This is a genomic window from Kineococcus terrestris, assembly GCF_041020755.1.
Classification (GTDB): Bacteria; Actinomycetota; Actinomycetes; order Actinomycetales; family Kineococcaceae; genus Kineococcus; species Kineococcus terrestris.
Genome location: NZ_JBEUEI010000004.1, coordinates 96,299 through 120,894, shown reverse-complemented (window position 1 = coordinate 120,894; position 24,596 = coordinate 96,299). Strand labels below are relative to the sequence as shown.

Here is a 24,596-nt window from a genome sequence, read left to right as displayed (position 1 = left end):
GCCTGCTCGCGCTCTTCGGCTTCCTATGGAAGGGTTCGGCTCTCCCGGGCCGCCAAGTGCGGCAAATTCGACTACAGCCGTACCGTCGAGCTGGGCACTGAGGCTTTGTCAGTAACGGTTCTTCAGCCTGCTCAAGACTAGGGGTGCAGCGACGATCGCGCTGATGCGCCACGGGCACAGGCTGACGCGGCGCAGGGCCCGCCAGCCGGTCTCCAGGTGGGTGATGCCATGCTCGATGAAGGCGCGCTCGGCGTTGACGTAACGGTTCCAGTTGCGCGTGCCGAGGTCGACAACATGCCCGCCGGCAGTGCGTCGAACGGGCACGCAGATGCCGGCCTCGGCGCCGGTGCAGGCCTTGTCGGCCAGCGTGGGTACACCGGCGCGAGCCGCGCGGTAGAGCGCGGGCAGGGCGTGCAGGCGGCCTGCGGTCAGCTTGTGGGTGCAGCCGGGCTCGACCGGTGACACCCACACCGGCCGCCCGTCAGCGTCGGTGACGACCTGCACCAGACCGCCGTGCTGGCGGTGCTTTCCGGAGTACCACCGGCCCGGCGGCCGGTCCGGTCATGGATTCGGTCGGTGTCGATGAGGGTGCCGTCCAGCAGGAGGTGCTCGGTTCCTCCGTGCACCGCTTCGTCGACGACATCGGACAAGTCAGGGGCCTGGTCGGCGAGCACGTCGAGGGCTTCGTGCGGGTATCGGTAGGCGCTGGAGAGGCTGACACCGTTGTCGCGGGCTGATTCGGCGATCATGGCGCGCTGGCGCATGAACCGCAACAGCAGAATCGCCTGGGCGAAGCAGCCCAGAACGCAGCGGCCTTGGCGGGTCCAGATACGACGCGGTAGGCGAGCAGCAACTGGGCGACGGCTTGGGCCAAGGCGCGGGGGACGTCGAGGCTGGCACGATAGGTGAGCACGCAGGGTCCAGGTGGGTAAGGCGAATAGGGCTTGGTCGCCTCCATCGTCTCGTTCAGACCCGGCGTGCCTCAGCGCCTTCCACTCCTGACCCGATCGTTCGCTCACTGCGCTAATGACAACGACTTCATGATGGTGGTTGTTTCTGGTCCCGGCGCTGTCCTCGACGCCGTCGACGAATCGCGTGCCCTTTCACTCGCCCGCACGTCACCGCGATCACCGCTGGCGGCCCAACGGGGGCCATCCGGACAAGAACGAGTTTCGATTTGCCCGGGCAGGGCGGCGAATCCCGAGACCGCGCGGATCAGAGCCCAAAGTCGAGGGTGTCGGGATCGGACAGGGGCGTGGCCGTGCGGGCGGCCCGATCGCTACTGGCCTGTGGCCAGTGCACGTCCTGCGCGGCGAGCTCGGCGCGGGTGAGCACGGGAGCGGCTAGTACGGCATCGAGCAGTTGCTGCTGATCGTCTTCGAGTTCGACGAGGCGGGTCAGGATGCTGAGCAAGTCCAGCAGGTCACTACTCCACTGCGCTTCCCAAGCGGCGGGGTTGATGTCGTCCAACGGGCTGCTGCGTCTTCCACCTGGGTCGGCCTTGCGGTAGTCGAACCACGACTTCACGACGTTCCTGCCACCAACGGTGTAGTCCCACACCGCTTGCGCTACGGGGCCGACCTCGCCGCCGCCGAAGGTGATGGTCTGCGCCTGGGGGTCGTAAGCCATCGCGGTGGGCATGCTGGTGACCGGGGTCCGCAGGAGGGGACGCGCAGCGGACTCGGCGGGTAGGCGCACGTTGTTCTCGGCGCGGCCCTGGGCGGGGTCGGCGAAGCGGGTTCCGTAGGTGTGCGCCCAGATGACGTGCCTACCCAGGGCTATTGCACGCCGCCACAACGCGGGCTCAGCGCTGAAGGGGACCCGGACTCCAGGCTCGCGCATCTGCATCGCGAAGGTGTTTCGGAAGCCCGGGTGGGCAGTGAGGGCGGCGAGGTAGGCGGCGACGTCGTCGGCGCTGACGGGTTCGTCGAGGTGGGTGGCCAGGGCGGAGAGCAGGCCAGGAGCGAGGTTGGCGGTGCCGTCGGCGTGCAGCAATGGCAATGCCCGTCCCCCACGGTTGTTGAAAGTGTGCATGTCGGGGATGAGGTGGCTGAACAATAGGGACGGGCCCGCCCCAAAAGAGTGGGCGTGCTGTTCGATGATGAAGACCTGCCCGGGGATCCGTGCGGCCCACAGCGTGGGGCGCGGGCGGTGCATCGTGCGGGAATCGGCGATTACCCATTGGCGGTCGAAGGAGCGGTAGGTGACCTGCACTAGGGCCGGTTCGCGGGAAATCTCTGCGTTGAACGGCCCCTGCCCTTGGTGGACGTCGCTGCCGGGTAGGGGGTCACGCACGGCGGCAAGTTTCGCGGTGGGGGTCTCCTTGAATAGGGCCTGCTTGCGCTCGGGATCGCCCTCGCCGACCACTGCCTGCCACCGTTGCATCAGCGCCGCGCGGGACGGGGAGTACACCCACGTGCGGTTGGGGGTCACCCCGGAACTGGTCCAGGGCAGGACGTCGTCCATGGTGGGCCAGGTATCCCAGGCGCCGGCGGCGGCGGGGGTGAAGCGGTCCGTCCACCCGGTGCGGGTCGGGATCCACTGCTCATCGTGCAGACTGATGGCCGACAGCTGAGCAAACTTCTCGCGCTGACGCCCCTGCAGGGCGCGGGTCTTGAGCGCGGCGGGGATGTCGTTGCTGGTGCCGGGACGGCGCACGAACAGCCCGATCGCCAGCGGTTGGCGCACGCCAGGGAAGATACGGGTCTGCACCGGAGGGGTCTGCCCCTCGGGAGTGAGGTCGAGGATCCACCCTTCGGAAGCCCACCGGCGGATGTAGTTGCGCATGCCTTGGTAGGCGGGCCCGTCGATGTAGGCGGCCGGGGTGATGAAGCAGACCACACCGGTGTCACTGGCGGTGGGGGTGGACTCCCACACCTTCCACGTCGCCCACCGCCAGAAGTAGGCGTACATGTTCTTCAGGTTCTGGGCGTACACCCCATCGCCGGGGATCCGGAAGTCGTTCATCGGCGCCGCGGTCCCGGTGCCAGTGACACCTTGTTCGACCCAACCGCCACGACCGGCGGCGTTCTCGTCATAGGGAGGGTTGCCGATGACGACGGTCACGTTGGCGTCGGACTTGACCCGGTTAGCGGCACGACGTGAGGCGGCGATCAACTGCAGGCCTGCCCCGATCTGGGTCTGCTCCGCTAGCGGATCGTCCAGGGTGTCGGTGAGGTAGAGCCGGACCCCGGTCCCGTGCTCGCCGCGACCAGCGGCGGAGGGCGAGGGAACTGCAGCGGCGGCACCATAGGTGCGCAGCAGGTCCGCGATGCGGAGTTCGGCGACGGCATAAGGACCAGTCTGGATCTCGAAGCCGACCAGGCGGGTAGCGGCGGCACCGAGTGCGGCCGGGACCGCGCCAGGCCCGTCCAGATCGGCGATCTGTTGCGCGCAGCGCTCCAGGATGGTCTGCAGGTAGGTACCGGTGCCCATCGCCGGATCCACCGTGGTCACCCTGTCGTCCAGGAACCCCGCACCGATCCCCAGGCGCGTCTTCAAGACCTCTTCGGTGAGGCGGACCATATCCGCAACCACCTGCTGAGGGGTGTAGTAGGAACCGGACTTCTTACGGAGGTCGTTGTCGTAGACGTCCAGGAAGTCCTCGTACAAGAACAGGTAGGTGTCGCGGCGTCCTCGCCGGACCCGGCTCCAGTCGACGGCACCGATGACCCGGACCAGCAGATCCAAGGTCACCTTGAAGTCGCGGGCGACGTGGTCGGTGAGAACCTGCAAAGCCCGCCCCATCAGCGAGTGCCCCGCACTTAGCCGTCCACCGACCTCGTGCAAGCCGACCCCGTCGAGGGTCACTCCTTCGGTACGGGCCAGCAGCAACGCGAACGTCACCGTCTGGGCGTAGCCGTCAGCGAAGGTGGCGTCATCGGCCAGGGGGAACAGCAGGGCCCGCCAGTCCCCGGCCAGGCCCCGAAACGGTTGGGAGTCGGCCTCGGCGCCCGCGGCGAGGGCGGCGTCCTCGGCGGCGATCTGGTCCAAAACCTCCCCGCGCAGCGCCCGAGTCAGGGGCGCCACCGCGCGCACCAACGCGCCCACGCTCGTGATCGGGGCCGGGCGCCAGTCCAAGAAGGCGCCCATCAACGCCTGGAATGTCGCGGGGGCGCTGAGTTCGATGGTGTCGCTGGGGTCCAAGCTTGCGCTGAAGGTCACCGGCGCTGCACTCGCACCGTCCACGGTGACGGGCGCGCCATTCTGGAATAGTCGCCACTGCACCCCGTTGGTGTAGAGCAGGTTCGGTAGGTCGCGCAGACGTTCCCACTGGGCCTTGTCGTGGCCGGTGAAGCGCTCGGGGTCGATACCACGCCCAGGAGCCTTCACCTCGATGTAGCCGGTAATCGCGCCGTCGACTCGGACACCGTAGTCGGGGCGAACCCGGCGTTCGGTGTCGCGGACCTCGTCGTGGAAGATGGCCTGCACCCCCAAGGCACGCCCGACCGCACCAAGCAGACGTTCCAGGGGCCCCCGGATCTGCGCCTCAGGATCACCCACCCCCGGCACGGCCAGCTTCTGGCGGCACTCCCGCCCGAACTCGGCGACCTCCTGGCCCAGCCACGACATCAGCGTCATCCCCCGTCCCGATTGCCGACCGCTACCATCGGTGGCCCGCGCGTCTAGTGCAGACTGACACGAGCTTCACACGCCGCGAGGCCGACGCGCCGCCCACCGGTGGAGCAGCTACCGCACTGGTGCTGAGCGTCTAGGAGAAGCGCGACTGACAAAGGCTCATGGACCATCGGGAAAACCATTATGGGCGTATGTCGCGGGCGAAGTAGGCCGTGGCCCGGCGCAGAATCTCGTTCTTCTACTCCAGCTGCTTGTTGCGTCGGCGCAGCTCACGGTTCTCCGCCTGCAGGTCGGTGCCGGCCGCGGGTGGTTGCTCCACTGGTCCGTCCTCGCGGTTGGCGGTCGCCATCCAGCGGCCCAGGCAGGACTCGACGATTTCGAAACTACGGGCGACCTCCGCGTGGGATAGACCGCTTTGGCGGGCCACGGCGATCACGTGCCGGTGAAACGTGGCGGGGGAGGGCTTGGGCACGGTGCTTGTCTTGCAGCGAGGATCATAACCCTCACAGGTCAGGAGCCAACTGAAACCAGGGTAGCCCACCTTTTTGAGTTCAGGGGTGGGTAACTCGACCTGACCGACGTCGAACGCCGCCACTTGGTGGTCGCCAGCGTCGAACTAGGTGCTCCAGCGCTGACGCGGACGTTGAGGGTTGGGAGATGGAGCGTGCACGCCACTCGGCCCACCATGCACCGGCGGTGACGTGCGAAGGCCTTGATGTCGGGCTCGCACGGCTACCGACCCGCGATCTAGTCGACGATGCAAGCACGGTGCGCCCGATGATCACCAGCCTGCACATCGGCGGCCACAGCGACGACTTCGACGACCCGGGCAGACAGAACCTGCTCGAGCTAGCGCTGACCGATTAGCTGGCCACACGCTTGTTGAGCCGCCGGTTCCTGCGCGGGATCAGGCAGTGTACGAGCGATGGGACTGCGGACCTGACGCATCAGGGAGAGGTCAGCTCATCCTTATCACCCTCACATCCGAAGTTCCTATAAGGTCTGTTCATGGCCGAGCTATATCTGACCGCCGACGACGATCACGTCGAGCGACTTGCCCATGAAAATGACCCTGTTCGGGCGATCGTCGAGTTGATCTGGAATGCAGTGGATGCCGAAGCGTCGACTGTCACTGTCGAGGTGGAGATCGATGACACACTGGGCGGCATCACGGAGACGATCGTCTCCGATAACGGTCACGGCATCGACCGCGACGAACTCGACTCAACCTTCGGGCGCATCGGCGGCTCCTGGAAGCGCTTCGCAGCGAAGACCAAGAACGACAAGCGCGGCCTGCATGGCAAGCGAGGCGAAGGTCGACTGCGGGCCTTCGCACTTGGTAACCGCGTGACCTGGACGAGCGTCAGTGTCGACACTTCCGGCGTACTGCAACGCCTGGAAATTACTGGCAAGACGGAGCACCGCCACGTTTTCACCTGGGACAGCCAGGCAATCGAGAACGGCAGTATCGGCACGGTGGTCGCGGCCTTCAACGAAAGTCAGAAGTCGCTCGGCGCACTGGAGGCATCGCGGACGCGGTCCATTCTCTTATCGCACTTCGCGCCGGTCCTCATGGACGATGGCGACTTGAGGATCACCTACCTTGGCACGGACCTCGATCCTGCTGAGGAGGTAGCCAGCAGCGCCGACTATCCCCTCCCCTTCCAAGATGAGGCTGGTAACGCGCACGAGGCTGCGCTCCGCATCATCGAATGGAAAACAGTGAGGCATCGAGCGATCTACTACGGTCAGGACGCAGAACATTTCGTGTACGAGGAGTCTGCCGTCGACGTCGAGACCCAATGCCGCTACTCCGCCTACGTGACTTGGGATGGCCTCGATCACGATGCGCTCTCCGTCCTCGGGCTCGGCGACATGTCGGACACACCTGCCGCGGCACTCTGGACAGCGGCGCGGGGCGGCATTCGTGAACACTTCCAGAACCGACGACGGGAACGCCGCAGGGAGCAACTGGAAGGATGGAAGAAGGAAAAGGTTTACCCCTTCGAAGGTGACGCCACATCTGAAACCGAAAAGGTCGAGCGGGCGATCTTCGACGTGGTTGCGGGAACGATCGCGGCACAAATTCCGACCAAGAAAGACTCGGCGAGGGTTACCCTCGGCCTTTTGCGCACCGCACTCCGCCAGGATCCAGAGCAACTCGGCGTCATCTTCAACGAAGTCGCATCTCTGACGCAAGAGGATCGCGAGTCGCTGACGCGCCTCCTTGGCGAAACCACCATGTCCAGCATAATCAAGGCCGCCAACGTCGTCACTGGCCGCAACAAGTTTCTTGCAGGCATCGAGCGACTTATCTTCTTGCCTGACGAAGCAGGCACCATCGGCGAACGCGATCACCTGCATCCCATGCTGGAGCGAGAGCTCTGGATTTTCGGCGAGGCGTACCACCTCATGAGCAGCGAGCGAGGTCTCACCGAGCTGGCGCGGAATCATCTCAAGTTGCTGGGGCTACCAAGTAATAAAATCGAACCTGTAAAGCGCTGGGACGAGAAGTCGGGTCGCGTTGACCTTCATCTAGCCGTAAAGATGGAGGAGTTCGAGGTCGCTCGCCACCTCGTGGTCGAGCTGAAGGCGCCAGGGATTACTCTTGGACGGAAGGAACTGAACCAGGTCGACGACTATGCCGAGGCAATTTTGTCCCGGTCGGTCTTCGCGACGGACAGGGCGAGTTGGGACATCATCCTCGTGGGTACCGACTTCGACAGCAACGTGGAGAACCGATTCATTGCCGGGTTCCATTCTCAGGGTCTGGTTCTTGGCCCCGAGCCGAAACCTGGTCGCCCACGAGTTCGAGTGTTCATTCGCCGGTGGCGGGACATCCTGGACGAGAACCGAGCGCGCCTGCGCCTAATCACCGACAGCCTCGATCACAACCCGTCTTTGGAGGACGGCTTGCGCCACATTCAAGACGTATACGCGGATCTCCTGCCGGCTTCTCTGCAAGCCGCCGCAGAAGAGAGGGTCTCTGCCGGTCGGTAGTTGAAGGCAGGTCAGCACGAGTGCTGCGGCGGCGATCATGGTAGTCGCCCATGAGTTGAAGCTGACGTGCTGCAGGACCCGCCAGGGCAGCAGACCTTTGACTCGCTCGCTGGCAGTGCGCAGCGCGGCGTGGCAGCGGTTACAGCTGCGTGCGGTGTCGTTCAGCCGCTGGCTACCGCAGGATTGGCGGTAGGACTCGCGCACTCGATGTCGGCACAAATATGACCCCTATCAGCCAGCACCCGCAGGGGGCTGTGGCGGTCCTCGCGCAGCCGGCAGTACAGAGACGGCGCGGGCAGGACGAGCTCGCAGGCGTAGGCTAGGTCGTGGCGGGCGCGCGGTCGCACCGGCGAAACCCAGATTGGGTGCCCGTTGGGATCGGCGAGTACTTACATATTGAGGAGCTCAAAGACGAACGTGTGCCACTGGGAGAGCAAGGACTTCGGTATGGGCAGGGTGCTCACCCGCCGAGGTGAGGCCTGCACCGTATTGAGCCGACCTAGTAGATCTCATGATCGCCATCACCTGCGCGATGTCGCCGGCGCCGACCAGGCGCCAGGAAACAGCGTCCTGTTCTTCGCCGTGCGTAGCAGATGATGCCCACCGACCTGCCGCGACGCTGCGCTCGATGGCTCCGGCCGTCGCTCTTGCGAGATCGACGACCTGCTCGGACACGTCTCCCAGCGACGCCGTGGAAACACGGCCGTCGATCAGGTACCGCAGACACTCACCCGCTTGCTGGACAGGTCGCATGTCCGGTCGGTCGATGCTGACCAGCGCCCTCTCGGATCGCCCCCAGGCCTCCGCCAGCCGACCGGCGTGAGCCTTCAGCTCGGTCGCCAGGCTCGACCATCCACCAGCACCTGTCGCCCGGGCGGTGCGCTCGGCCTGCTGTGCCAGCGACATGCTCATCCGCACCTGGGCGGTGATCAGCATGGCGGTGTGCTGAGGACTGACGTTGACGTCAGCGCCCAACAGTTCGTGCAGCCGTCGCAGCCCTCGCGGCAAGTCGTCGGCACGGCTGACCGCCACGACCGGCAGCCGTTCGAGGTTCGGTCGACCAGGCGCCTCCCACGGCTCAGTGGTGTGGCCCGCGACCTTGTCCAGCACTGCGCGCGCCGCGAGGTGCAGGCCGCCCCGCTCGGCGAAGCGCAGGTCACGCGCGACGTCGTCCGCGCCGACGCGTGCAGCTGCCTGCACGAGCTTCCGGTCGAGGTGGGCGACACCCAGCGCGACGACGGTGATGTCACCGATGGCTGCTCGACCGGCCTCTCCGCTCGGCACGTCGGTGGTCTCGGTCCACGCCTGGTGCGCACGCGTCGCCGCGGCGCCGAGGCGCTCCCAGCGGGCGGTCGCCGACCGCGGGTCGGCAGCGGCCGCGACATCGGTGGGGCTGTAGATCCGCGCTTCCCTCATCCCGACCCGCAGTGCTGCGGCGAGCACACGCTCGGGGTGCTCGTGCAGGGTGCCGAGGTCGACGGGCGACCTGCCAGTGGCTCCCGCGACATCCGCGAGCACCTGCCGGCACAGGGCCATGGCGGCTCCGCGGCCGTGCAGGGCGGCGTCGACTCCCATCCTCGTGTACTCGACGGGTTGCGCCAGCACGCTCAGCTGCGCGAGGTGCGTCGTCAGCTCCTGCACCCCCGCGGCTGCGCTCACCGATGCGCTCCGACGTCCATCAGCGGGAGAACGGGCGAAGTGAGCTCCTGCAGCGCCAGGAGTGCGCGGCCGCGCTGACCTGCGTCGTGCGCTGCAGCGACGAGGCTGAGGAGCGCGCTGACCGCCTCCTCGTGCAGCTCCCCGCCGAGCGCACCTCCCGATGTCGACGGAACGGGCGGGTATGGCGGGAACACGTCGTCGAGATGGGCCAGCGCGCACGTCGCGGTGAGCCGCTCCCCCGGTGAGCCGGCGCCGTCGGCGAGCAGGGCGAGCAGCGCTCGAACATGACCGACCTCCTCGGGCACTGCTGAGGTCGCTGGACACGCGTCAGCGACCGACGCAGGCGGGGCACCGTCGTGCGCGGGTTCCGGCGGTCGGGTCATGACGTCCTCCACGGGTGATCGGTCGAGTTCTCCACAGCGACGGGGTGCGGGCCGTCGTCCACAACCAGCCCGTCACCACCCCTACGAGGAGCAGGTGCGTGACAGACCGGGATACGCCCGGTACTGTCCGGCCATCAACTCATGTGAATGGTGAGGCTGTCCAGTGACAACTGATCAATGGACCACCGCGGTGCCCGCGCGTCGTCCCCGCCCTGCGGCTACCGACCTCCCGCCCTCCGCGGAGGAAGACGAGAAGAGCACTCTCGTTGCAGCGCACGGCGGGTGCGGCGCGAGCACGCTCGCTCAGCACCGGGCCATGGCGAGGCTGGTGCGCGAGCTGGCGCTTACCCGCGCTCTGCGCACCGACGAGGCGACGACATCGCCGTGGGTGCTCGTCGCCGCGGCCACCACGGACGGCACAGCCGCCGCAGTACGTGCGCTGCACCGCATCGAGCTGGCCGGCGCGGAGAGTTCCCGGGTGCACCTCGTCGTCGTGCGCGACGGCCGCGGTCCGCTCCCCGTCGCGGCCCGCGCTCGGCTCCGGCTGCTCTCGCCCGTCGTCGCCGGCATCGACGTCCTGCCGCACGTCCAGCGCTGGCGCTACGAGGCCAACGACTTCCGCACGCCGTCCCGTCGCTACGACCGCGCCGTCGACCGGATCGCCGCGCACCTCGTGCAGCGGTTCTGGGGCACCGACGCGCGCGGCTCCTCTCCCGCCCGTCCACTCCTGGAGGACTCCTGATGTTCGAGCACGCCCACGACCTCGTCGTCCTCGCGGCCGCCACCATCCCCGATCCGGCACCGGCCATCCCCCCGGGCGCGGCGGAGAAGGTCAGCCTGCTGCTCTCCTGGCTCAAGGGCGTCGGCATCGTCGGCGGCGCCGCCGGCCTCGTCATCTGCGGGATCATGATGACGATCGGCCGGCGCAACCGTTCCGCCATGGCCGCCGACGGCGCCGCCGGCATCCCGTGGGTCCTCGGCGGCGTGAGCCTCGTGTCGTTCGGGGCGGGAGTCGTCGGAGCGGTCGTCTCCTGATGGTCGCGCGCGTCATCCAGCTGCGGCCCGCCCGCGATGCCCCGCTCGACCCCTACCGCACGCCCGCGCTGCCCGCCGTCACGACGGGACGGCGACCCCGCCGGCGCTGGGTCCTCGTCGTCACCGCCTGCGTCGCTCTCCTCGCCGCAGGGTTGGCGCTGTTCTCTACCCTCCGCTCCCCCGAACCGCTGCCCGCGCCCGCTCCTCCCGTCGCAGCAGCACCCCCACCGGCGGCGGAGCTGGCCTGGCAGCAGGTGCAGGGCGTGTACTTCCCCGTGTCGGCGACGGACGGTCCCACGCGCGTCGAGGGACAGCTCGTCGCCGGGTTCTCCGATACCGACCTGGGCGCCGCCCTGGCCGCCGTCCACATCGTCTACCGGGCCAGTGCGGCACCCGGACCGGCGGTGTTCGGCCCGGCGCTCCACGAGCAGGTCGTCGGCCCGGCCGCGCCCGACCTCGCGGTCGCCGTGCAGACCGAGTACGCGCAGGCGCGCGAGGCGTCCGGCTTGCCGGACGGCGCACCCCTCGGGGACGGGTCGGTGGTCTTCGTCGGTTACCGCGTCGCGCCCCTGCCGGGCGGCAACCGGCAGGTGCAGGTCGTCGAGCGGGCTCTGGACGAGAACGGCGTCGTGCAGTTCTACGCCTTCGACGTCGTCCTCACGCGCCTGGGCGGCGACTGGAAGGTCGTCGCCCCCGCCACGGGGAGCTGGAACAGCGCCTTCAGCCGCCTGCCGGCTGCCCCTCCCGACATGACGGCTTTCACGCCCGCCTCACCCGACGGGGGTGCCTGATGCCCTGCGGCCCGATGGACCCTCTTGCGTGCGCCGCGGGCGCCGTCGGGTCGGTAACCTCGGCAGCCGCCGGCGCCGTGGGGACCACGCTCGGCAACTCCTTCGCCGACGCGATGCGTGACGGCGCCACCTGGGTCATCACGACGACCGTCGGCTGGTGGCTGCAGGTGCCGTCCATCGACGTCGAGGGCTCCGCGGCGGTGGACGTCCGCCAGTACGTCCTGTGGCTGTCCATCGCCGTCGCCGGCGCGGGCGTCGTCTGGCAAGGCCTGCGCATGACCGTTCGCCGAGACGCGCAGCCGCTGATCGACGTGGGGCGCGGGCTGGTGACGCTGGCCCTGTGGGCGAGCGTCGGCATCGTCGGTCCCGCAGCCGCTCTGCGCCTGGGTGACGCCTTCTCGGTGTGGGTGCTCGACGAGGCCGCCAGCGGGCAGATCGCCGACCGCATGGTCCGGCTGGCGAGCCTCACCGGTGTGCAGTCCGCCGGGGCGGTCATCGTGCTCGGCCTCCTGACGATGCTCGCCGGCCTCGTGCAGGCCGTGCTGATGATCTTCCGCGAGGGAGCCGTCATCGTCCTCGCCGGACTGCTCGTCCTCGCGGCCGCGGGCAACGTGACCGGGTTCGGCCGGCGGTGGCTGTCCAAGCTGCTCGGCTGGATGCTCGCCCTCATCGCGTTCAAGCCCGTCGCCGCGCTCGTGTACGCCACGGCGCTGGCGATGACCGGGGAGAACACCGACCCGCGCGCCGTCGTGGTCGGCCTGTCGATGATGGTGCTGAGCATCGTCGCCCTGCCGGCCCTCACCCGGCTGTTCACGTGGGCCACCGCTACCGCCGGCGGCGGGGGCAACGGCCTGGCCGGCGCCCTGACGCTCGCCAGCGCGGGGGTGCAGGTCACCGGCCTCCTGCGCTCGTCCTCGGGAGCGGCCGCCGAGGTCGACGGCGGTCCCACCGGCGCCTCGCGGCAGGCCTCCTCCATCGCCCGCGACCTGGGTGGCAGCGCGGCGGTACACGGCACCGCGGCCCGGACCGCCTCCGGTGCAGCGGTCAGCACGGCGGGCACCGCAGCGGCCGGTGCAGCGGTCAGCACGGCGGGCACCGCAGCGGCCGGTGCAGCGGTCAGCACGGCGGGCACCGCAGCGGCCGGTGCAGCGACCGGCGGTGCCCTGCTCGCCGCCGCCGCGGCCAAGGAGGGCGCCGAGCGGGCCCGGCGGGCCGCGCGATCCGCCGCCTCCGCCATGACCGACCACGACGACGGAACGGACCGCACCGCATGAGCGCCACCTCCACCGCCGCCGGGGCGCGTCCCGGCAGCGCAGCCCGCGACGCCGGCACGTTCCGCACCTACGGCGGCTGGCGGCGCACCCGCGGGATCGGCCTCTTCGGCCTGGGCGCCACCGCGACGGTCGTCGTCGTGGTCGCGGCGCTGGTCCCGCTGGTCGCCCTCGGCACGAGCCCGCGCACCGGACTGCTCCTGTGCGTCCCGTCCGCGGTCGTCGTCGCGCTCACCTGCGCGCGCGTCGACGGCACTCCCGTCCTGCACGCCCTGCAGCGCCGCGCGCAGTGGGCGTGGGCGTCGTGGCGCGGCTACACCAGCCTGCGCGGCGGTGTCCTCGTCGAGCACCCCTGCGCGTGGCAGCTGCCGGGCGCGCTCGCACCGACGAAGCTGCTGTCCTGCGAGGACGGCCGCGGCGGGCGGTTCGGCCTCGTGCACGACACCCGCAGCGGGAACCTCACGGCGACGCTGCGGTGCGCGGCCACCTCCACCTGGCTCGTCGACGGCGCCGACGCCGACGGCTGGGTGGCGAACTGGCACGCGTGGCTGGCCTCGCGGGGTTTCGACCCGATGGTGCAGTGGGTGGCCGTCACCGTCGACACCGCGCCGGAACCCGGGTCGACGCTGGCGCGCAACGTCGCTCAGCGCCTCGACCCGCACGCTCCTCCGGACACGCTCGACCTGCTGCACCAGCTCGTGGAGACCTCACCCGCCGCCTCCGCGGACGTCGAGACCCGGGTCTCCATCACCTTCGCCCCCGCGCGCGCCGGAGTGCAACTGAGGGACGCGGCCGACGCGGCAGCGGAGGTTTCGCGCGCCCTGGCCGGCATGGAGGCCGCACTGGCGGAGTGCGGGGTCACCGTCCTCGGACGAGCCAGGGCCGACGAGCTCGCCGGGGCGGTGCGCGTCGCCTTCGACCCCGCCAGCCGCGGTGACGTCGAGTCGGCGCTGGACCGCGACGACGGGCGGGGCGAGAGCCTGACCTGGGAGGCGGCAGGACCGGTGGCCGCGGAGGAGGCGTGGGACCACTACCGCCACGACAGCGGCACCTCGGTCTCCTGGGCCTGGCACGAGGCGCCGCGCCAGCAGGTGACCTCGAACGTGCTGGTGCGGCTGATGTCGCCGTCGCGCTACCCCAAGCGCGTCACGATGCTCTACCGGCCCATGTCCGCCGGTGCTGCGGCGCGGTTGCTGGAGGACCAGGTGAACGCCGCCGCGTTCCGTGAGGCGTACCGGCGCACGCAGGGCCGCGACGCCACCGCTCGCGACCAGGCGGACCAGGAGCGCGCGGTGTCCGCAGCGCGCGAGGAGGCCCTGGGCGCCGGCGTGGTGCTGATGAGCCTGTACACCACCATCACGGTCACCGACCCGGCCGACCTGTCGGCAGCCGTGGCGGACCTGGAGTCGCGCGCGGACCAGTCGAAGGTGCGGGTGCGCCGGCTGTACGGCGCGCAGGCCGTCGGGTTCGCCACCACGTTGCCGGCGGGCATCTACCCGCCCCACGTCGCCGGGAGGGTCCTGCGGTGAAGCAGCGGAGTGAGGCTCCCGCTCCTGTCGCGGACAGGACGTCCCGGCGAGCGGTCCCGCCGGCGTGGGGCTGGCGGGCCCGTGGGGCCGGGCGGCTGGCGCACGTGAGCGCCGCCCCGGAGTACCAGGCGACCACCGTGCAGGCGTGCGGCCTGTTCCCCTTCGTGGCCGGGTCGGGAGCGCCCAGCGTCGGCGTGCCGTTCGGACGGCACATGATGTGGGGCGAGGTCGTCTGCCTGGACCCCTTCGCCTGGCTGGACAACGGGCTCGTCACCAACCGCGGCCTGACGCTGCTCGGTCAGCCGGGCACCGGCAAGTCCGCCGCGCTGAAGCGGCTGGCGCGCGGGCTGATGGCGTTCGGCGTGCGCCCGCTGTTCCTGGGCGACCTCAAGCCCGACTACTCCGCCGTCGTGGCTGCCGCCGGTGGTCAGGTGCTGCGCGTGGGGCGCGGGCTGGACCGCATCAACCCCCTGGACGCCGGTCCGCTGGGCTCCGCCGTCGCGCGCATGTCCGGCCAGGCGGCCACCCGGCTTCGCCTGGAGGTCCGCGGCCGGCGGTTGTCGGCGACGCTGGCGCTGTGCTCGCTGGTGCGCCGCCACGAGCGCGTCACCAACGGCGAGGAGACCGTCCTCGGGGCCGCAGTGGACCTGCTCACCGACCGCCTGCCCGCCGGGGCGGACCCCACCGTGCCGGACGTGCTGCGCGTGGTCCGGGAAGCGCCCGACCGGCTCGTCGCCGCCGCCGAGGTCGACACCGGCGAGGTGTACCGCGCCGAGACCAGGGCGTTGCGGCAGACGCTGGCGCTGCTGTGCGAGGGCTCCCTCAAGGGCGTCTTCGACGGCCCCACCACCCGCCCGATCGACCTGGACAGCCCCGCCGTCAGCGTGGACATCTCCGCCGTGGCCGCCTCCGGCGACACCTTGGTGGCGGCGGCGATGCTCTCGACCTGGTCGTACGGCTTCGCCGTCATCGACGCCTCCAGCGCGCTGGCCGACGCCGGCCTCGCTCCGCGGCGGCGCTACTTCGCCGTCATGGACGAGTTGTGGCGGGCGCTGCGCGGGGCGCCGGGTCTGGTCGACCACGCCGACGCCCTGACCCGCGTCTACCGGGGCCGCGACGTCGCCCACGCCATGGCCACCCACTCCCTCGACGACCTCTCGGCGCTGCCCAACGAGGAGGACCGCGCCAAGGCGCGCGGGTTCGTCGAGCGCAACGCCATCACCGTCCTGGCCGGCCTGCCGCCGCGGGAGCTGGAGGAGGTCACCCGCGTCGTCCCGCTGTCGGCGCAGGAGGTGCGCATGGTCTCCTCCTGGTCCGCGCCGGAGTCGTGGCAGACGGGAGCCCGCCACCCCGGACGGGGCAAGTACCTGCTCAAGACCGGCCAGCGCGTAGGCATCCCCGTCGAGCTGGAGTTCGTCGGTGACGAGGCGGAGCTGTACGACACCGACCACGTCCGTCCCACCGGTGACGACGGGACACGGCCGTGAGCCGGCCGCTGGAACCGCGCGGCGCGGGTCTGTCCGCGGGCACTGGTACACCGATGCTCCTGCTCGCCGGTGTGTGGGGCACGGTCGGCCTCGGCGGGCTGGTCTGGCTGGCCGGTGGCGCCGCGAGCTGGATCAGCGGTCACGGCTGGCGGGTGCCGCCGTTCGAGGTGGCGAGCGCCAGCCGCTTCCTGACAGGTGGACCCGCGGCCCTGTGGCCGGAGGTGTCCGGCTGGCTGGTGTGGGGGCTGTCGGGCTGCGGCCTGGGCGTCGTCACCGTGCTCGTCGCGCTGCTCCCTCTCCGCCGCCGAGCGGTGACGGGCCTGGCCGACGCGCGGCAGGTGCGGCACCTGATGCCCCGAGGAGCGGCTGAGCGCGCCCGCGGTCTGCGCTCCTCGCTGCCACGCACCGGCCCGGTGGTCGCAGAGGAGACCGGTCTGGCGCTGGGCCGGCTGGGCGAGCGCGGGCCGGTGCTGCGCGCCTCGTGGGAAGACGTGCTCCTGGCGGTGATGGCCCCGCGCGCGGGCAAGACCACCTCGCTGGCGGTGCCGTCCGTCCTCGCAGCACCCGGTGCGGTGGTCGCCACCTCCAACAAGGCGGACCTGTGGGCGGCGACCGCCAGCCTGCGCGCCGACGACACCGGTGAGCGGGTGTGGGTCTTCGACCCGCAGGCCATCGCCGGCACGCGGCAGGACTGGTGGTGGAACCCGCTGGCCGGTGTCGGGACGGTGGAGGAGGCCACCCGCCTGGCCGGGCACTTCCTCCAGGAGGTGCGGGGGGACAAGAGCGGCAAGGACTTCTGGACCTCCGCCGCCCACGACCTGCTCGCCGGGCTGCTGCTGGCCGCCGCCAGCGCGGGGCGCGACCTGCGCGAGGTCTACGAGTGGCTCAACGACCCGGTCGTGCCCACTCCGGCCGTGCTGCTCGCCGAGGCGGGTTTCACGGCCACCGCCGCGTCCCTGCGCGGTCGGCAGAACGGCGCGCCGGAGACGCGCGACGGCGTGTACGAGACCGCGCGCACCGCCGCGCAGTGCCTGCGCGACGAGGTGATCCTCGCCTGGGTCACGCCACCCGCTGCGGCGGCCGCCGGAGGGCTCGACGAGCTGGAGACGGCCGGCTTCGCGCAGAGCCGGCAGACGCTGTACCTGCTGTCCAAGGACGGTGCCGGTGCCGCCGCTCCCCTGGTCGCCGCGCTCACCGACCGCGTCGTGCGCGACGGCGTGCGCGCCGCCGAACGCCGCGGCGGTCGGCTGGACCCGCCGATGCTCGTCGTGCTGGACGAGGCCGCCAACGTCTGCCGCATCGCGGACCTGCCCGACCTGTACAGCCACCTGGGTTCGCGCGGAATCGTCCCCCTCACCGTGCTGCAGTCCTACCGGCAGGGCGTGCGGGTGTGGGGCGAGGCCGGCATGGACACGCTCTGGTCCGCCGCCACCATCAAGCTCCTCGGCGCCGGCCTGGACGACGCCAAGCTCGTCGAGGACGTCTCCCGCCTCGTCGGCGAGCACGACGTCACCGTGCGCTCGTACTCCGACGGTGAGAAGCGCCGCACGACGTCCACGTCGCTGCGGCGTCAGCGCATCCTGCCGCCGGACGAGTTGCGCGCCCTGCCCCGCGGTTCCGCGCTGCTCCTGGCCACCGGCACCCGCGCAGCGCTGCTGCAGCTGCAGCCCCACTACCGGGGACCGCGCAGCGCCGAGATCGCCGCCGCGGCCGCGGAGGCCACCCGGCAGGTGCAGCGAGCGCGTGCCGTCGGGGAGGTGACGAGGCGTTGACCGCACCGCACCGCCTCACGGTGGAAGAGCCGGCGGACTACCTGCTCGAGGAGCTGCAGGCGCGCACGGCGCGGCTGGAACTGCGCGTCGACGAGCTGGACGCCCTGTTGCCCGTGCCCGGTGCCGACGACGTCACCGCCGGAGCGTCCCCGGGCTACGCCGATGTCGTGGCCTGGGTCGCGGGATTCTTCGCGCCCACCTTCGCTCGTCCCGTCGGCGGCGAGGCCCGCTGGTGCCCGCGCTGGACGGAGCACCCCGAGGCCGTCTACCGCCTGGAGGCGCTGTGGCGCACGTGGGAGGTGGCGCGGCACGACCCGCGCACCGGCGCAGCGCTGTGGTTGCGCGACCACCTCGATCCGCAGCTGGCCGTCCTGCTGTCCTCACGAGGCCCCTTCGCCCAGTGCACCCCGCTGCGTCACGAGGTCCCTGCCGCGCTGCCCGGCGCCGGCGAGGGTTCCCCGCCCGGCGGCTGAGGCCGCCCTCGATCTCCACGCCGCAGCGGCGGTGTGGTGCCGGCGCGACCGTCCCGCAGTGGCAGCTGACGGGGCGGAGGCGCCGACCAGCAGTCCCGGGAGGACGGCGGTGCCGTCCTCCTGATGGTGCTGCTGGGTCCCTGTCCCGACGACCGACCCCGATCAAGAGCCTCGACAGGAGGACCTCGTGCAGTCTCACCGCACTCGCCACCCGAAGGCAGCCCCCCACCGCGTCACGCTGGCGGTCGCGACCGCCGTGGCGGTGGCTCTCACCCACCCCGTCACCGCCGCAGCCAGTGGTCCGGTCCCCAGCAGAACCCCGCCGAGGACGAGCGACACCTGGCTGTCCTTCACCGTCAGCGGCCAGGACGCCGCTACCCGCGTCTACAGCAGCGGCGTGCCCGGCGGCGGACGCCTCGTCTCCTACTGGCAGACACCCGGCCCGGAGGGCGCGTCGGACAGCCGCCGGCTCACCCTCACCGTCGACGAGGAGGTGGTCGCCGCGCGCACCGCGAGCCTCGCGGACGGCGCCATGACCCCCGCCGCGGGCGCCGACGAGACCGTCGACACCGACGGCTCCACCACGACGATCACCGTGACCAGCGACAGCACCGCCGACGAGCTGTACCTGCTCCCCGTGAGCGCACCGGCCGCTGCGGACGAGGAGGACCAGGGCGTTCTCGACGAGCTGTGGAGCGACGTGCTCGACCTCATCGGCGCGTCCGGGTCGAGCGCGAGCGACGAGGACTCCTCGGAGGGCGACGGTGACGTCGCCGCTCCACCGGCCTCCAGCCCGGTTCCCACCGCTGAGCGACCCGACCCGGGCAGCAGCAGCGATGACGATGCCTGCCCGACGCCCGAGAGCGACGGCACGCCGGACCCGGCCCCGACCGGTACCGGTGACGAGGTCGGCGACAGCGTCTCCGACGAGTCCGCTGCCCAAGGCCAGGCGGACGACTACGCCGTCTCGGACGGGCCGAGCTCGGCACCCAGCTTCAGCCGCGCGACGCACGAGGACGTCACGGCCACGGCCGCACCGTGTGACGGCCGTCCTGACGAGGTCCCGCCGTCCACCCCCTCGACCGGGTTGCAGCGGCCCGACCTGGCACCCGGTGACTGGGAGTCCGGCGCATCCGGCGATCCCGACGGGATCGCCGCGCTGCGCGGCGGGCAACCCGCGGAGATCGCCACCACCTGGGCCAACGGCGGCACCACCAGTATCGCCGTCCCGCAGCTGCAGGACGGCGGCGAGTACAGCGAGGAGAACTGGGACGCCTCGCTCATCGTCTCCGTCTCCCCCTTCAAGGAGGGCGGCAGCTGGGCCCAGGCCGCCGCCGGGGCCTACGACGCGGACTGGCGCCAGCAGCTCACCACCGTCAAGGAGGGCTGGGGCGAGCGCGAGGGCAACCTCTACCTCTCCCCGGCGTGGGAGCTGAACGGCAACTGGTTCCCCTGGGCGGTCACGAAGGCCGAGACCGCTGACTTCCACACCGCGTGGAGCCGCTACCGGGAACTGCAGCAGGAGATCCTGCCCGACGCGCTGCTGACGCTGACGTTCAACCGCGAGTCCAACGGTTACGACGGCGACGCCCGCGACCTCATCCCGACCGGCGAGATCGACGCGTACGGCGTCGACTACTACAACCACTTCCCCTACGTCTCCACCGTCGCCGAGTTCGAGGAGCAGCTGGACGACCGCGACGGCGGGGGCGGGCCGAAGGGCTTCAGCGCTCACCGCGCCGCGGCCGCGGAGGCCGGAGTCCCGGTCGTGGTGCCGGAGTGGAACGGGTCGGCCAAGAACGGCGACTCCCCCGCCTTCATCACCGGCATGTACGAGCAGTTCCGCACGTACGCCGGCCCCGGCCCGGGCCAGGTGGCCGCGGAGTCGCTGTTCGAGATCGACAAGGACGGCGGCAACTGGACCCTGCTGGACGGGACGAAGATGCCGCAGTCGGCCGCCACGTACGCGCGCCTGTGGGGTCAGGCGGCGGACTCGGACCTGCGCGAGCAGCAGCAGTAGTCACTCCGGGAGCGCTGGAGCACACCCGCGCCAGCACACTCCCGCTGGGCGGAACGCTCACTCGCTTCCCCGTCTCAGCCAGCGAGGGCTGTCAGCTCCCCGCCTGCTGCGCGGTCTCGAGGCACCTTCACGAGGCCGCGCAGCAGGACGGAACGGTCACCCGGTCCGACGCCGGCGACCCCCACCACGGCAGCTCACGTCCACCTCATGTCCTGGCCCGCTGACCACCGGCGGCCGGGGTGAGCCAGCAGAAGGCGCGCCGCGGCAAGGAACCGCAGCCACGGCTCACCGCTCATCGCGTGGGTGGTGCTGCTCGTACGCGCTGAGCACCACAGCGGCGTCCTCCAGCGAGAGCTCGGGCAGGACGACCGGGCGGTGCCGGCTGGCGTCGTGAAAGCGCAGCAACCGCTGCCCACCGGGCCGGTCCAACCGAAGACCCTGCACGTCCTGCCACGCCACGGGCTGCGCCCGCCGGTACCCCGAGTGCACCACCAGGGCATCCGATCGCACGCTCACCCGCGCCCGGCGCAGCATCAGCCCCTGCACGACCCACCCCAGGCCTACCAGCAGCAGCGCCGCCTGCGCCCACGTGGCATTGCCGAGCATCAAGGCGCTCACCAGGGCGCAGTAGGCCACCCCGCCCACGATCAGCACCGTGCTGACGCGCGAGGGACGCGCACGCAGCACCGCCTCGCGCTCCACACCAGCACCCTGACACGACAGGCGGTGCCCGCAGCCGGTCATCACCTGATCGCACTGATCCCACGCCTTCGCCGGGCAGTCGAGGTCTCGGCAAGAGTCACCGCAGAGGTGGTGAGCCGAGAGAAGCCGCTGAGCGGGATCGCGAAGGTCCGTACGGTCAGCGGCCGGACTCGGGCGCCCCAGCTGTGCTGCGGGCATCGCGGCCGGACAGCGATCAGGTGATGCACCTCGATTTCGCCTCCTCCGACCCGCCCGGGGTGCGATGGTGCAAGGGAAGCCCGCATCGGGTGCCCGAACGGTGTACCCGTACCTGGAAGGTGCCTGGTGACGACCTCACGCCTGCTGCTGCCCGCCTTCGACCACGTCTTCATCGTGGGGGTGCTGGACAACGAGGCCGACACCCAGCGCGTCAACGGCAACGACCCGGCAGCAGATTGGGCTCGGCGCGTCAGCGAGGTGTTCACCCCCTCGCAGCAGCCGGCACCGGCTGCTGCCAGGCAGCTGGTGCCGCTGGAGCTGGCAGCGCTGGACTGGAGCTTCGTCCGTGCCGTGGTGGCCAAGTGGTCCGTCTACGCCTCCACCACCCAGGAGGCGCGCCACTTCGAAGACCTCCTGACCCGCATCGACGACCACCTGCCGGGCCTGCCGCCACTGCCGGGCCACGTGCTGGAGCCGGAGACGAGTCAGGAGGAGCCAGAACTGTCGGACGAGGAGGCCATCGCCCGGCTCGAGGCCTCATCCGCTCACTGGGAGCACGCTGGTCGGCTGGGTGCGCACGACCCGTGGTGCATGGACCAGGACGTCATCGCGGAGCTCACCGACCCGCTCGCCATCGTCGAGCAGCCGAGCGGGTCCTCGTCCGTCCTCGTGCGCATCGAGGACTTCGACGAGGATCGCGGCCCGGACGAGCACGGTGCCCCTCCGGCCGGCTGAGCTCCGCCACGTCTCGAGCGATCCGACCGCCGGCCACCTCGTGGTCATCTGAGATGGGGACGACGGGGATGAGGTGGCGACCAGCATCAGCTGCGCGTGGCCCAGCACCGGCACGGTCTTCCTTCCACGACCGGTGACGCCTGAGGCGACGGCGGGCGTGCAGCGAGGACTTGCCAATCGCTCGTGGCGCAAGACGTCTCAGCGCGGCTGGTGCCCGTGCGTCGTTGCTCCAGGTGTGGCCGCGGCAGGCCGATCACCTGTCGGTGGTCTGGTAGCAGGTCGTGCGGCGATTGCTGGTGCACTTGGCAGGAAGCGGCCGCATCCAGCACACGGCTGCCGGGGCCGCGGCGGCGCGCTCGCCCGCACGAGGCGAGGCGTGATGACGGAGGATGAGTTGAGGTACGAGGTTGAGCTGACCGGCTGGGTCGACTGGCAGGAGTCCGGCCTGAGCGCCGGTGGCGGAGGCGGTGGTTGGGAGTTCCTGCTCCTGCCGGCACTCTTCCTGGTCAACTTCCTCGTGTGGCTGCCGCACCGGGCGCTGGGGCGCGGGTACACGCTGCACGTCTTCGACGAGGAGGAGCACCGGGTCGCCAAGGAGCGTTTCCGCACCCGCGCCGCCGCCGAGGCAGTCCTGTTGCAGCGCCAGACCGAAGGCCCGTAGCGGTCCAGGCGGCGATGGCGTGGACCAGGCGCGGGGCCCCGCCTCTTCACACCGTCTCTGGGGCGGTCAGCGCTGCGGCATCCTTCGCTCGGAGGCGAGCGCTCAGCGCCGCACCTCTTGCAGTACCAGCACTTCATCCATGTGCCGTTTCCACAGCCAGGAGGCCCACAGATCGCGGCGCGGGCGCGCGACGACCAGTGCACTCCGGTGCTCGTGGGCATCGGTGTCCACCCGTGCGGTGCGCTCGCGCTGCACGTCCAGCACAGGGACGGGATCGACCTCTCACGCGGCGTCGCTCCGGCGATGGACCACCTGGGCGGTGAACGCGTCCTCACCTCGAGGGTGCCCGTCACAGGGTCCTCTCCCGCGCTCTACGCGAACGGCAGGTAGTCGACGCGGCGGGCACGGCGCTTCCATCCCGGCACGGGCAGCCACCCCCGCAGGCCCGTGCCGGTGGTGGTGCGGTCCTGACTGCCGTCGGCCAGGCGTACCGTCACCTGAGCGCGGTCAGGACCGACGAACTCCCATACTCTGCCGGCCGCCACGGCCTCGACGACAGCCTCGATGAAGGCGAGGTCCTCGTCGCCCCTGCCCAGCTCCCAGCGGCAATCCCTTGAGCCGACTCCGAGGACCAGCCCATCGCCGAGCTCCACCCAGTACAGCCGGCACGCGCCCTGGCGAGGCACGAGGTCCACGGAGGCGTCGTCGGCGGAGCGGTCAACAACGACGGCAGTACCGAAAAGCTCTTCGATGCGGTCGGCCAGTCGCGCCAGACGGCTGGCGTCCCAGGCGGCGGCACCACTGGAGCTGGGGGACGTCACCGAAACAGCATGCCCGCCGAGGTCCATCGGGCGCTGCGCCAACGCACACTCGCGGCCCTGTCCGGTCGGCCTGACCGTCGCGCGGACGGCCCCCCATCAGGTGCTCGGACCGGATGACAGCGCCCTGATCTCCCGGTGGTCCGCGGCCGGTACGGGCACGATGGAGGGCGTGCAGGAGCTGCAGCAGCTGACCCAGCTGCGCCAGCTGCGCCAGGTGCGCCAGGTGCGTGCCCGCGTGGTGCTGGACCTGCTGGCGGTGGAGCAGATGCCCAGCTGGGCCGCCCACGCACTAGAGGCAGGGCTGGACTGCGCCTCGCTGCGGGAGGTCGCTGGCATGGACGGGCACGATCCGCGTCAGGTGCGTGCGGTCTTCCACGCCGCGCTGGATGAGCTCGGTGCTCCTGCCCTGGATGAGGAGCAGGCGCGCTGGGAGATGGCCCGCGTCTGGGCGCGGGCCATCGTGGAGGGCACCGTGCGCCCCTACGAAGGGGCTCGTCGCATCTGGTGGGAGGCGGCCTCACCCCTGGAGCTGCCTGATGCCCTGGTCGACTTCGTCGCCTTGGCCAGCGAGTGGGAGGACGCACCGGCCCACCGGGCCGCCTACGAGCAGGACATCGTGCAGGCGGCCCGGCAGCTGCTCACCAGCGACGGGTAGGCGGCGCTCCACCGGCCGGTTGCGCAGCTCTGGACCCTGCCGGCTGAGATCGGCGCCGGCCGACCCTCGGCCTCGGTGTGGGAGGCATTGCGGCATCCGGGTGACGCCGTGGCCGTCAGCTCACCTGCTGCTGTGCTGCTGACAGGGTGGGTGAGTGGATGGCCAGCACCCCGAGCACGCTCCCCAGGACGTCTCGGGCCGCGTCTCGAATCACGCCTCGGACGGCGCACCGGACCTGACAGGCCTGCAGACTCGCTACACCCAGCAGACGGGCCGCGGCCTGCGCGTGGCGCTGCTGGTCCTGATCGGCCTGCAAGGAGTCCTCGCGGTGGTCCGCCTCGCACTCGACCCGGACACCGTCCTCGCGGTGCTCATGATCGTCCAGCTGGCGCTGGTCGTCCTCTTCTTCGGCACGTACTTCGTTTGGACGCCGGCGACCCTGCTCAGCCCTGAGGGGGTGCGTGTGCAGAACGGCTTCCCCGGAGCCCGGCTGATTCCCTGGGGCCAGGTGCGCGAGGTGCAGGTGCAGGGCCGCTGGCAGGACGGCAACCGGCTGGTGCTGCAGGACGGGCGCAGCAAGCGCCTGATCGGCGTACCCGCTGAGGACGCCCGACGCCTGGCCGATGCCCTTGCCGCCCGCGCAGCGGGATGAGCAGCGGAACGACAGGAGCACGACAACGGCGTCTGCCACACACACGCGACTGGTGGCCGGACCCGCCTCGCCAGTACGTACGTCCCGGGAACGCACGGCACGTGCCGTGAGTCTGTGCCGCCGAGATCCCGCTGTGGCCGATCGTCGTGCTGCTGAGGGCTGACTCGACCGCCC

Annotated in this window: 22 protein-coding genes and 1 pseudogene; 15 read left to right on the top strand and 8 right to left on the bottom strand. The window is 70.8% G+C overall.

Features of this window, described 5'->3' with window-relative positions; all coding sequences use genetic code 11:
- Nucleotides 1–108: 108 nt before the first annotated feature.
- Nucleotides 109–534: pseudogene (locus AB8M62_RS04285) on the bottom strand (transposase family protein); the annotation flags it as partial.
- A 29-nt stretch (nt 535–563) separates the two neighbouring features.
- Between AB8M62_RS04285 and AB8M62_RS04280 the strand changes: the two are divergent.
- Entirely contained in the window at nt 564–737 is a 174-nt protein-coding gene (locus AB8M62_RS04280) for a hypothetical protein (RefSeq protein WP_369068740.1), read from the top strand.
- A gap of 478 nt (nt 738–1,215) precedes the next feature.
- Here the strand turns inward: AB8M62_RS04280 and AB8M62_RS04275 are convergent, their stop codons facing one another.
- Entirely contained in the window at nt 1,216–4,572 is a 3,357-nt protein-coding gene (locus AB8M62_RS04275; RefSeq protein ID WP_369068739.1) for a type ISP restriction/modification enzyme, read from the bottom strand.
- 244 nt (nt 4,573–4,816) lie between these two features.
- Nucleotides 4,817–5,173, bottom strand: a complete 357-nt coding sequence (locus tag AB8M62_RS04270) for a transposase (protein ID WP_369068738.1) — start codon at nt 5,171–5,173, stop codon at nt 4,817–4,819.
- A 413-nt stretch (nt 5,174–5,586) separates the two neighbouring features.
- Here AB8M62_RS04270 and AB8M62_RS04265 point away from each other — a divergent pair, with 413 nt between their 5' ends.
- Nucleotides 5,587–7,578: an ATP-binding protein gene (locus AB8M62_RS04265; protein ID WP_369068737.1), complete on the top strand. Its 1,992-nt coding sequence runs from the start codon at nt 5,587–5,589 to the stop codon at nt 7,576–7,578.
- A gap of 405 nt (nt 7,579–7,983) precedes the next feature.
- Here AB8M62_RS04265 and AB8M62_RS04260 read toward each other — a convergent pair whose 3' ends face one another.
- Both AB8M62_RS04260 and AB8M62_RS04255 read right to left on the bottom strand, forming a co-directional pair.
- A complete protein-coding gene (locus AB8M62_RS04260; protein ID WP_369068736.1) occupies nt 7,984–9,237 on the bottom strand; it encodes a hypothetical protein in 1,254 nt (417 codons plus the stop codon).
- Nucleotides 9,234–9,542, bottom strand: a complete 309-nt coding sequence (locus AB8M62_RS04255; RefSeq protein WP_369068735.1) for a hypothetical protein — start codon at nt 9,540–9,542, stop codon at nt 9,234–9,236. Before AB8M62_RS04255 ends, AB8M62_RS04260 begins: the two co-directional genes overlap by 4 nt.
- 394 nt (nt 9,543–9,936) lie before the next feature.
- Here AB8M62_RS04255 and AB8M62_RS04250 point away from each other — a divergent pair, with 394 nt between their 5' ends.
- From AB8M62_RS04250 to AB8M62_RS04210, 9 genes are all read left to right on the top strand, one after another.
- Entirely contained in the window at nt 9,937–10,362 is a 426-nt protein-coding gene (locus AB8M62_RS04250) for a hypothetical protein (protein WP_369068734.1), read from the top strand.
- Complete coding sequence (locus tag AB8M62_RS04245) at nt 10,362–10,655, top strand: hypothetical protein (RefSeq protein WP_369055139.1); 294 nt, start codon at nt 10,362–10,364, stop codon at nt 10,653–10,655. The genes AB8M62_RS04250 and AB8M62_RS04245 overlap by 1 nt, the downstream gene beginning before the upstream one ends.
- Nucleotides 10,655–11,446: a DUF8175 domain-containg protein gene (locus tag AB8M62_RS04240; RefSeq protein ID WP_369068733.1), complete on the top strand. Its 792-nt coding sequence runs from the start codon at nt 10,655–10,657 to the stop codon at nt 11,444–11,446. The genes AB8M62_RS04245 and AB8M62_RS04240 overlap by 1 nt, the downstream gene beginning before the upstream one ends.
- A gap of 77 nt (nt 11,447–11,523) precedes the next feature.
- Complete coding sequence (locus AB8M62_RS04235) at nt 11,524–12,720, top strand: hypothetical protein (RefSeq protein WP_369068732.1); 1,197 nt, start codon at nt 11,524–11,526, stop codon at nt 12,718–12,720.
- Entirely contained in the window at nt 12,717–14,246 is a 1,530-nt protein-coding gene (locus tag AB8M62_RS04230) for an SCO6880 family protein (protein WP_369068731.1), read from the top strand. The genes AB8M62_RS04235 and AB8M62_RS04230 overlap by 4 nt, the downstream gene beginning before the upstream one ends.
- Before the next feature lie 104 nt (nt 14,247–14,350).
- On the top strand, nt 14,351–15,733 hold the full coding sequence (locus AB8M62_RS04225; protein ID WP_369068730.1) for a putative type IV secretion/conjugal transfer ATPase: 1,383 nt from the start codon (nt 14,351–14,353) through the stop codon (nt 15,731–15,733).
- A gap of 53 nt (nt 15,734–15,786) precedes the next feature.
- Nucleotides 15,787–17,505 (top strand): TraM recognition domain-containing protein, encoded by a 1,719-nt coding sequence (locus tag AB8M62_RS04220; protein WP_369068729.1) that lies wholly within the window; start codon nt 15,787–15,789, stop codon nt 17,503–17,505.
- A gap of 20 nt (nt 17,506–17,525) precedes the next feature.
- On the top strand, nt 17,526–17,978 hold the full coding sequence (locus AB8M62_RS04215; protein ID WP_369068728.1) for a DUF4913 domain-containing protein: 453 nt from the start codon (nt 17,526–17,528) through the stop codon (nt 17,976–17,978).
- 262 nt (nt 17,979–18,240) lie between these two features.
- Nucleotides 18,241–19,998 carry a glycoside hydrolase family 26 protein gene (locus AB8M62_RS04210; RefSeq protein WP_369068727.1) on the top strand — a complete coding sequence of 586 codons (1,758 nt, stop codon included), beginning with the start codon at nt 18,241–18,243 and terminating at the stop codon, nt 19,996–19,998.
- A gap of 285 nt (nt 19,999–20,283) precedes the next feature.
- On the opposite strand, the gene AB8M62_RS04205 is transcribed toward AB8M62_RS04210, so the two are convergent.
- Complete coding sequence (locus AB8M62_RS04205; RefSeq protein ID WP_369068726.1) at nt 20,284–20,700, bottom strand: PH domain-containing protein; 417 nt, start codon at nt 20,698–20,700, stop codon at nt 20,284–20,286.
- Nucleotides 20,701–21,024: 324 nt separating this feature from the next.
- Here AB8M62_RS04205 and AB8M62_RS04200 point away from each other — a divergent pair, with 324 nt between their 5' ends.
- Together AB8M62_RS04200 and AB8M62_RS04195 are read left to right on the top strand one after the other, a co-directional pair.
- Nucleotides 21,025–21,633 (top strand): hypothetical protein, encoded by a 609-nt coding sequence (locus tag AB8M62_RS04200; RefSeq protein ID WP_369068725.1) that lies wholly within the window; start codon nt 21,025–21,027, stop codon nt 21,631–21,633.
- Between the two features lie 394 nt (nt 21,634–22,027).
- Complete coding sequence (locus AB8M62_RS04195) at nt 22,028–22,294, top strand: hypothetical protein (RefSeq protein WP_369056604.1); 267 nt, start codon at nt 22,028–22,030, stop codon at nt 22,292–22,294.
- 102 nt (nt 22,295–22,396) lie between these two features.
- On the opposite strand, the gene AB8M62_RS04190 is transcribed toward AB8M62_RS04195, so the two are convergent.
- Together AB8M62_RS04190 and AB8M62_RS04185 are read right to left on the bottom strand one after the other, a co-directional pair.
- Nucleotides 22,397–22,558 (bottom strand): hypothetical protein, encoded by a 162-nt coding sequence (locus tag AB8M62_RS04190; protein ID WP_369056603.1) that lies wholly within the window; start codon nt 22,556–22,558, stop codon nt 22,397–22,399.
- A gap of 107 nt (nt 22,559–22,665) precedes the next feature.
- On the bottom strand, nt 22,666–23,115 hold the full coding sequence (locus AB8M62_RS04185) for a hypothetical protein (protein ID WP_369068724.1): 450 nt from the start codon (nt 23,113–23,115) through the stop codon (nt 22,666–22,668).
- 100 nt (nt 23,116–23,215) lie between these two features.
- Here AB8M62_RS04185 and AB8M62_RS04180 point away from each other — a divergent pair, with 100 nt between their 5' ends.
- Together AB8M62_RS04180 and AB8M62_RS04175 are read left to right on the top strand one after the other, a co-directional pair.
- Nucleotides 23,216–23,770 carry a hypothetical protein gene (locus AB8M62_RS04180; protein ID WP_369068723.1) on the top strand — a complete coding sequence of 185 codons (555 nt, stop codon included), beginning with the start codon at nt 23,216–23,218 and terminating at the stop codon, nt 23,768–23,770.
- 154 nt (nt 23,771–23,924) lie between these two features.
- Nucleotides 23,925–24,422 (top strand): PH domain-containing protein, encoded by a 498-nt coding sequence (locus tag AB8M62_RS04175; RefSeq protein ID WP_369068721.1) that lies wholly within the window; start codon nt 23,925–23,927, stop codon nt 24,420–24,422.
- Nucleotides 24,423–24,596: the final 174 nt, after the last annotated feature.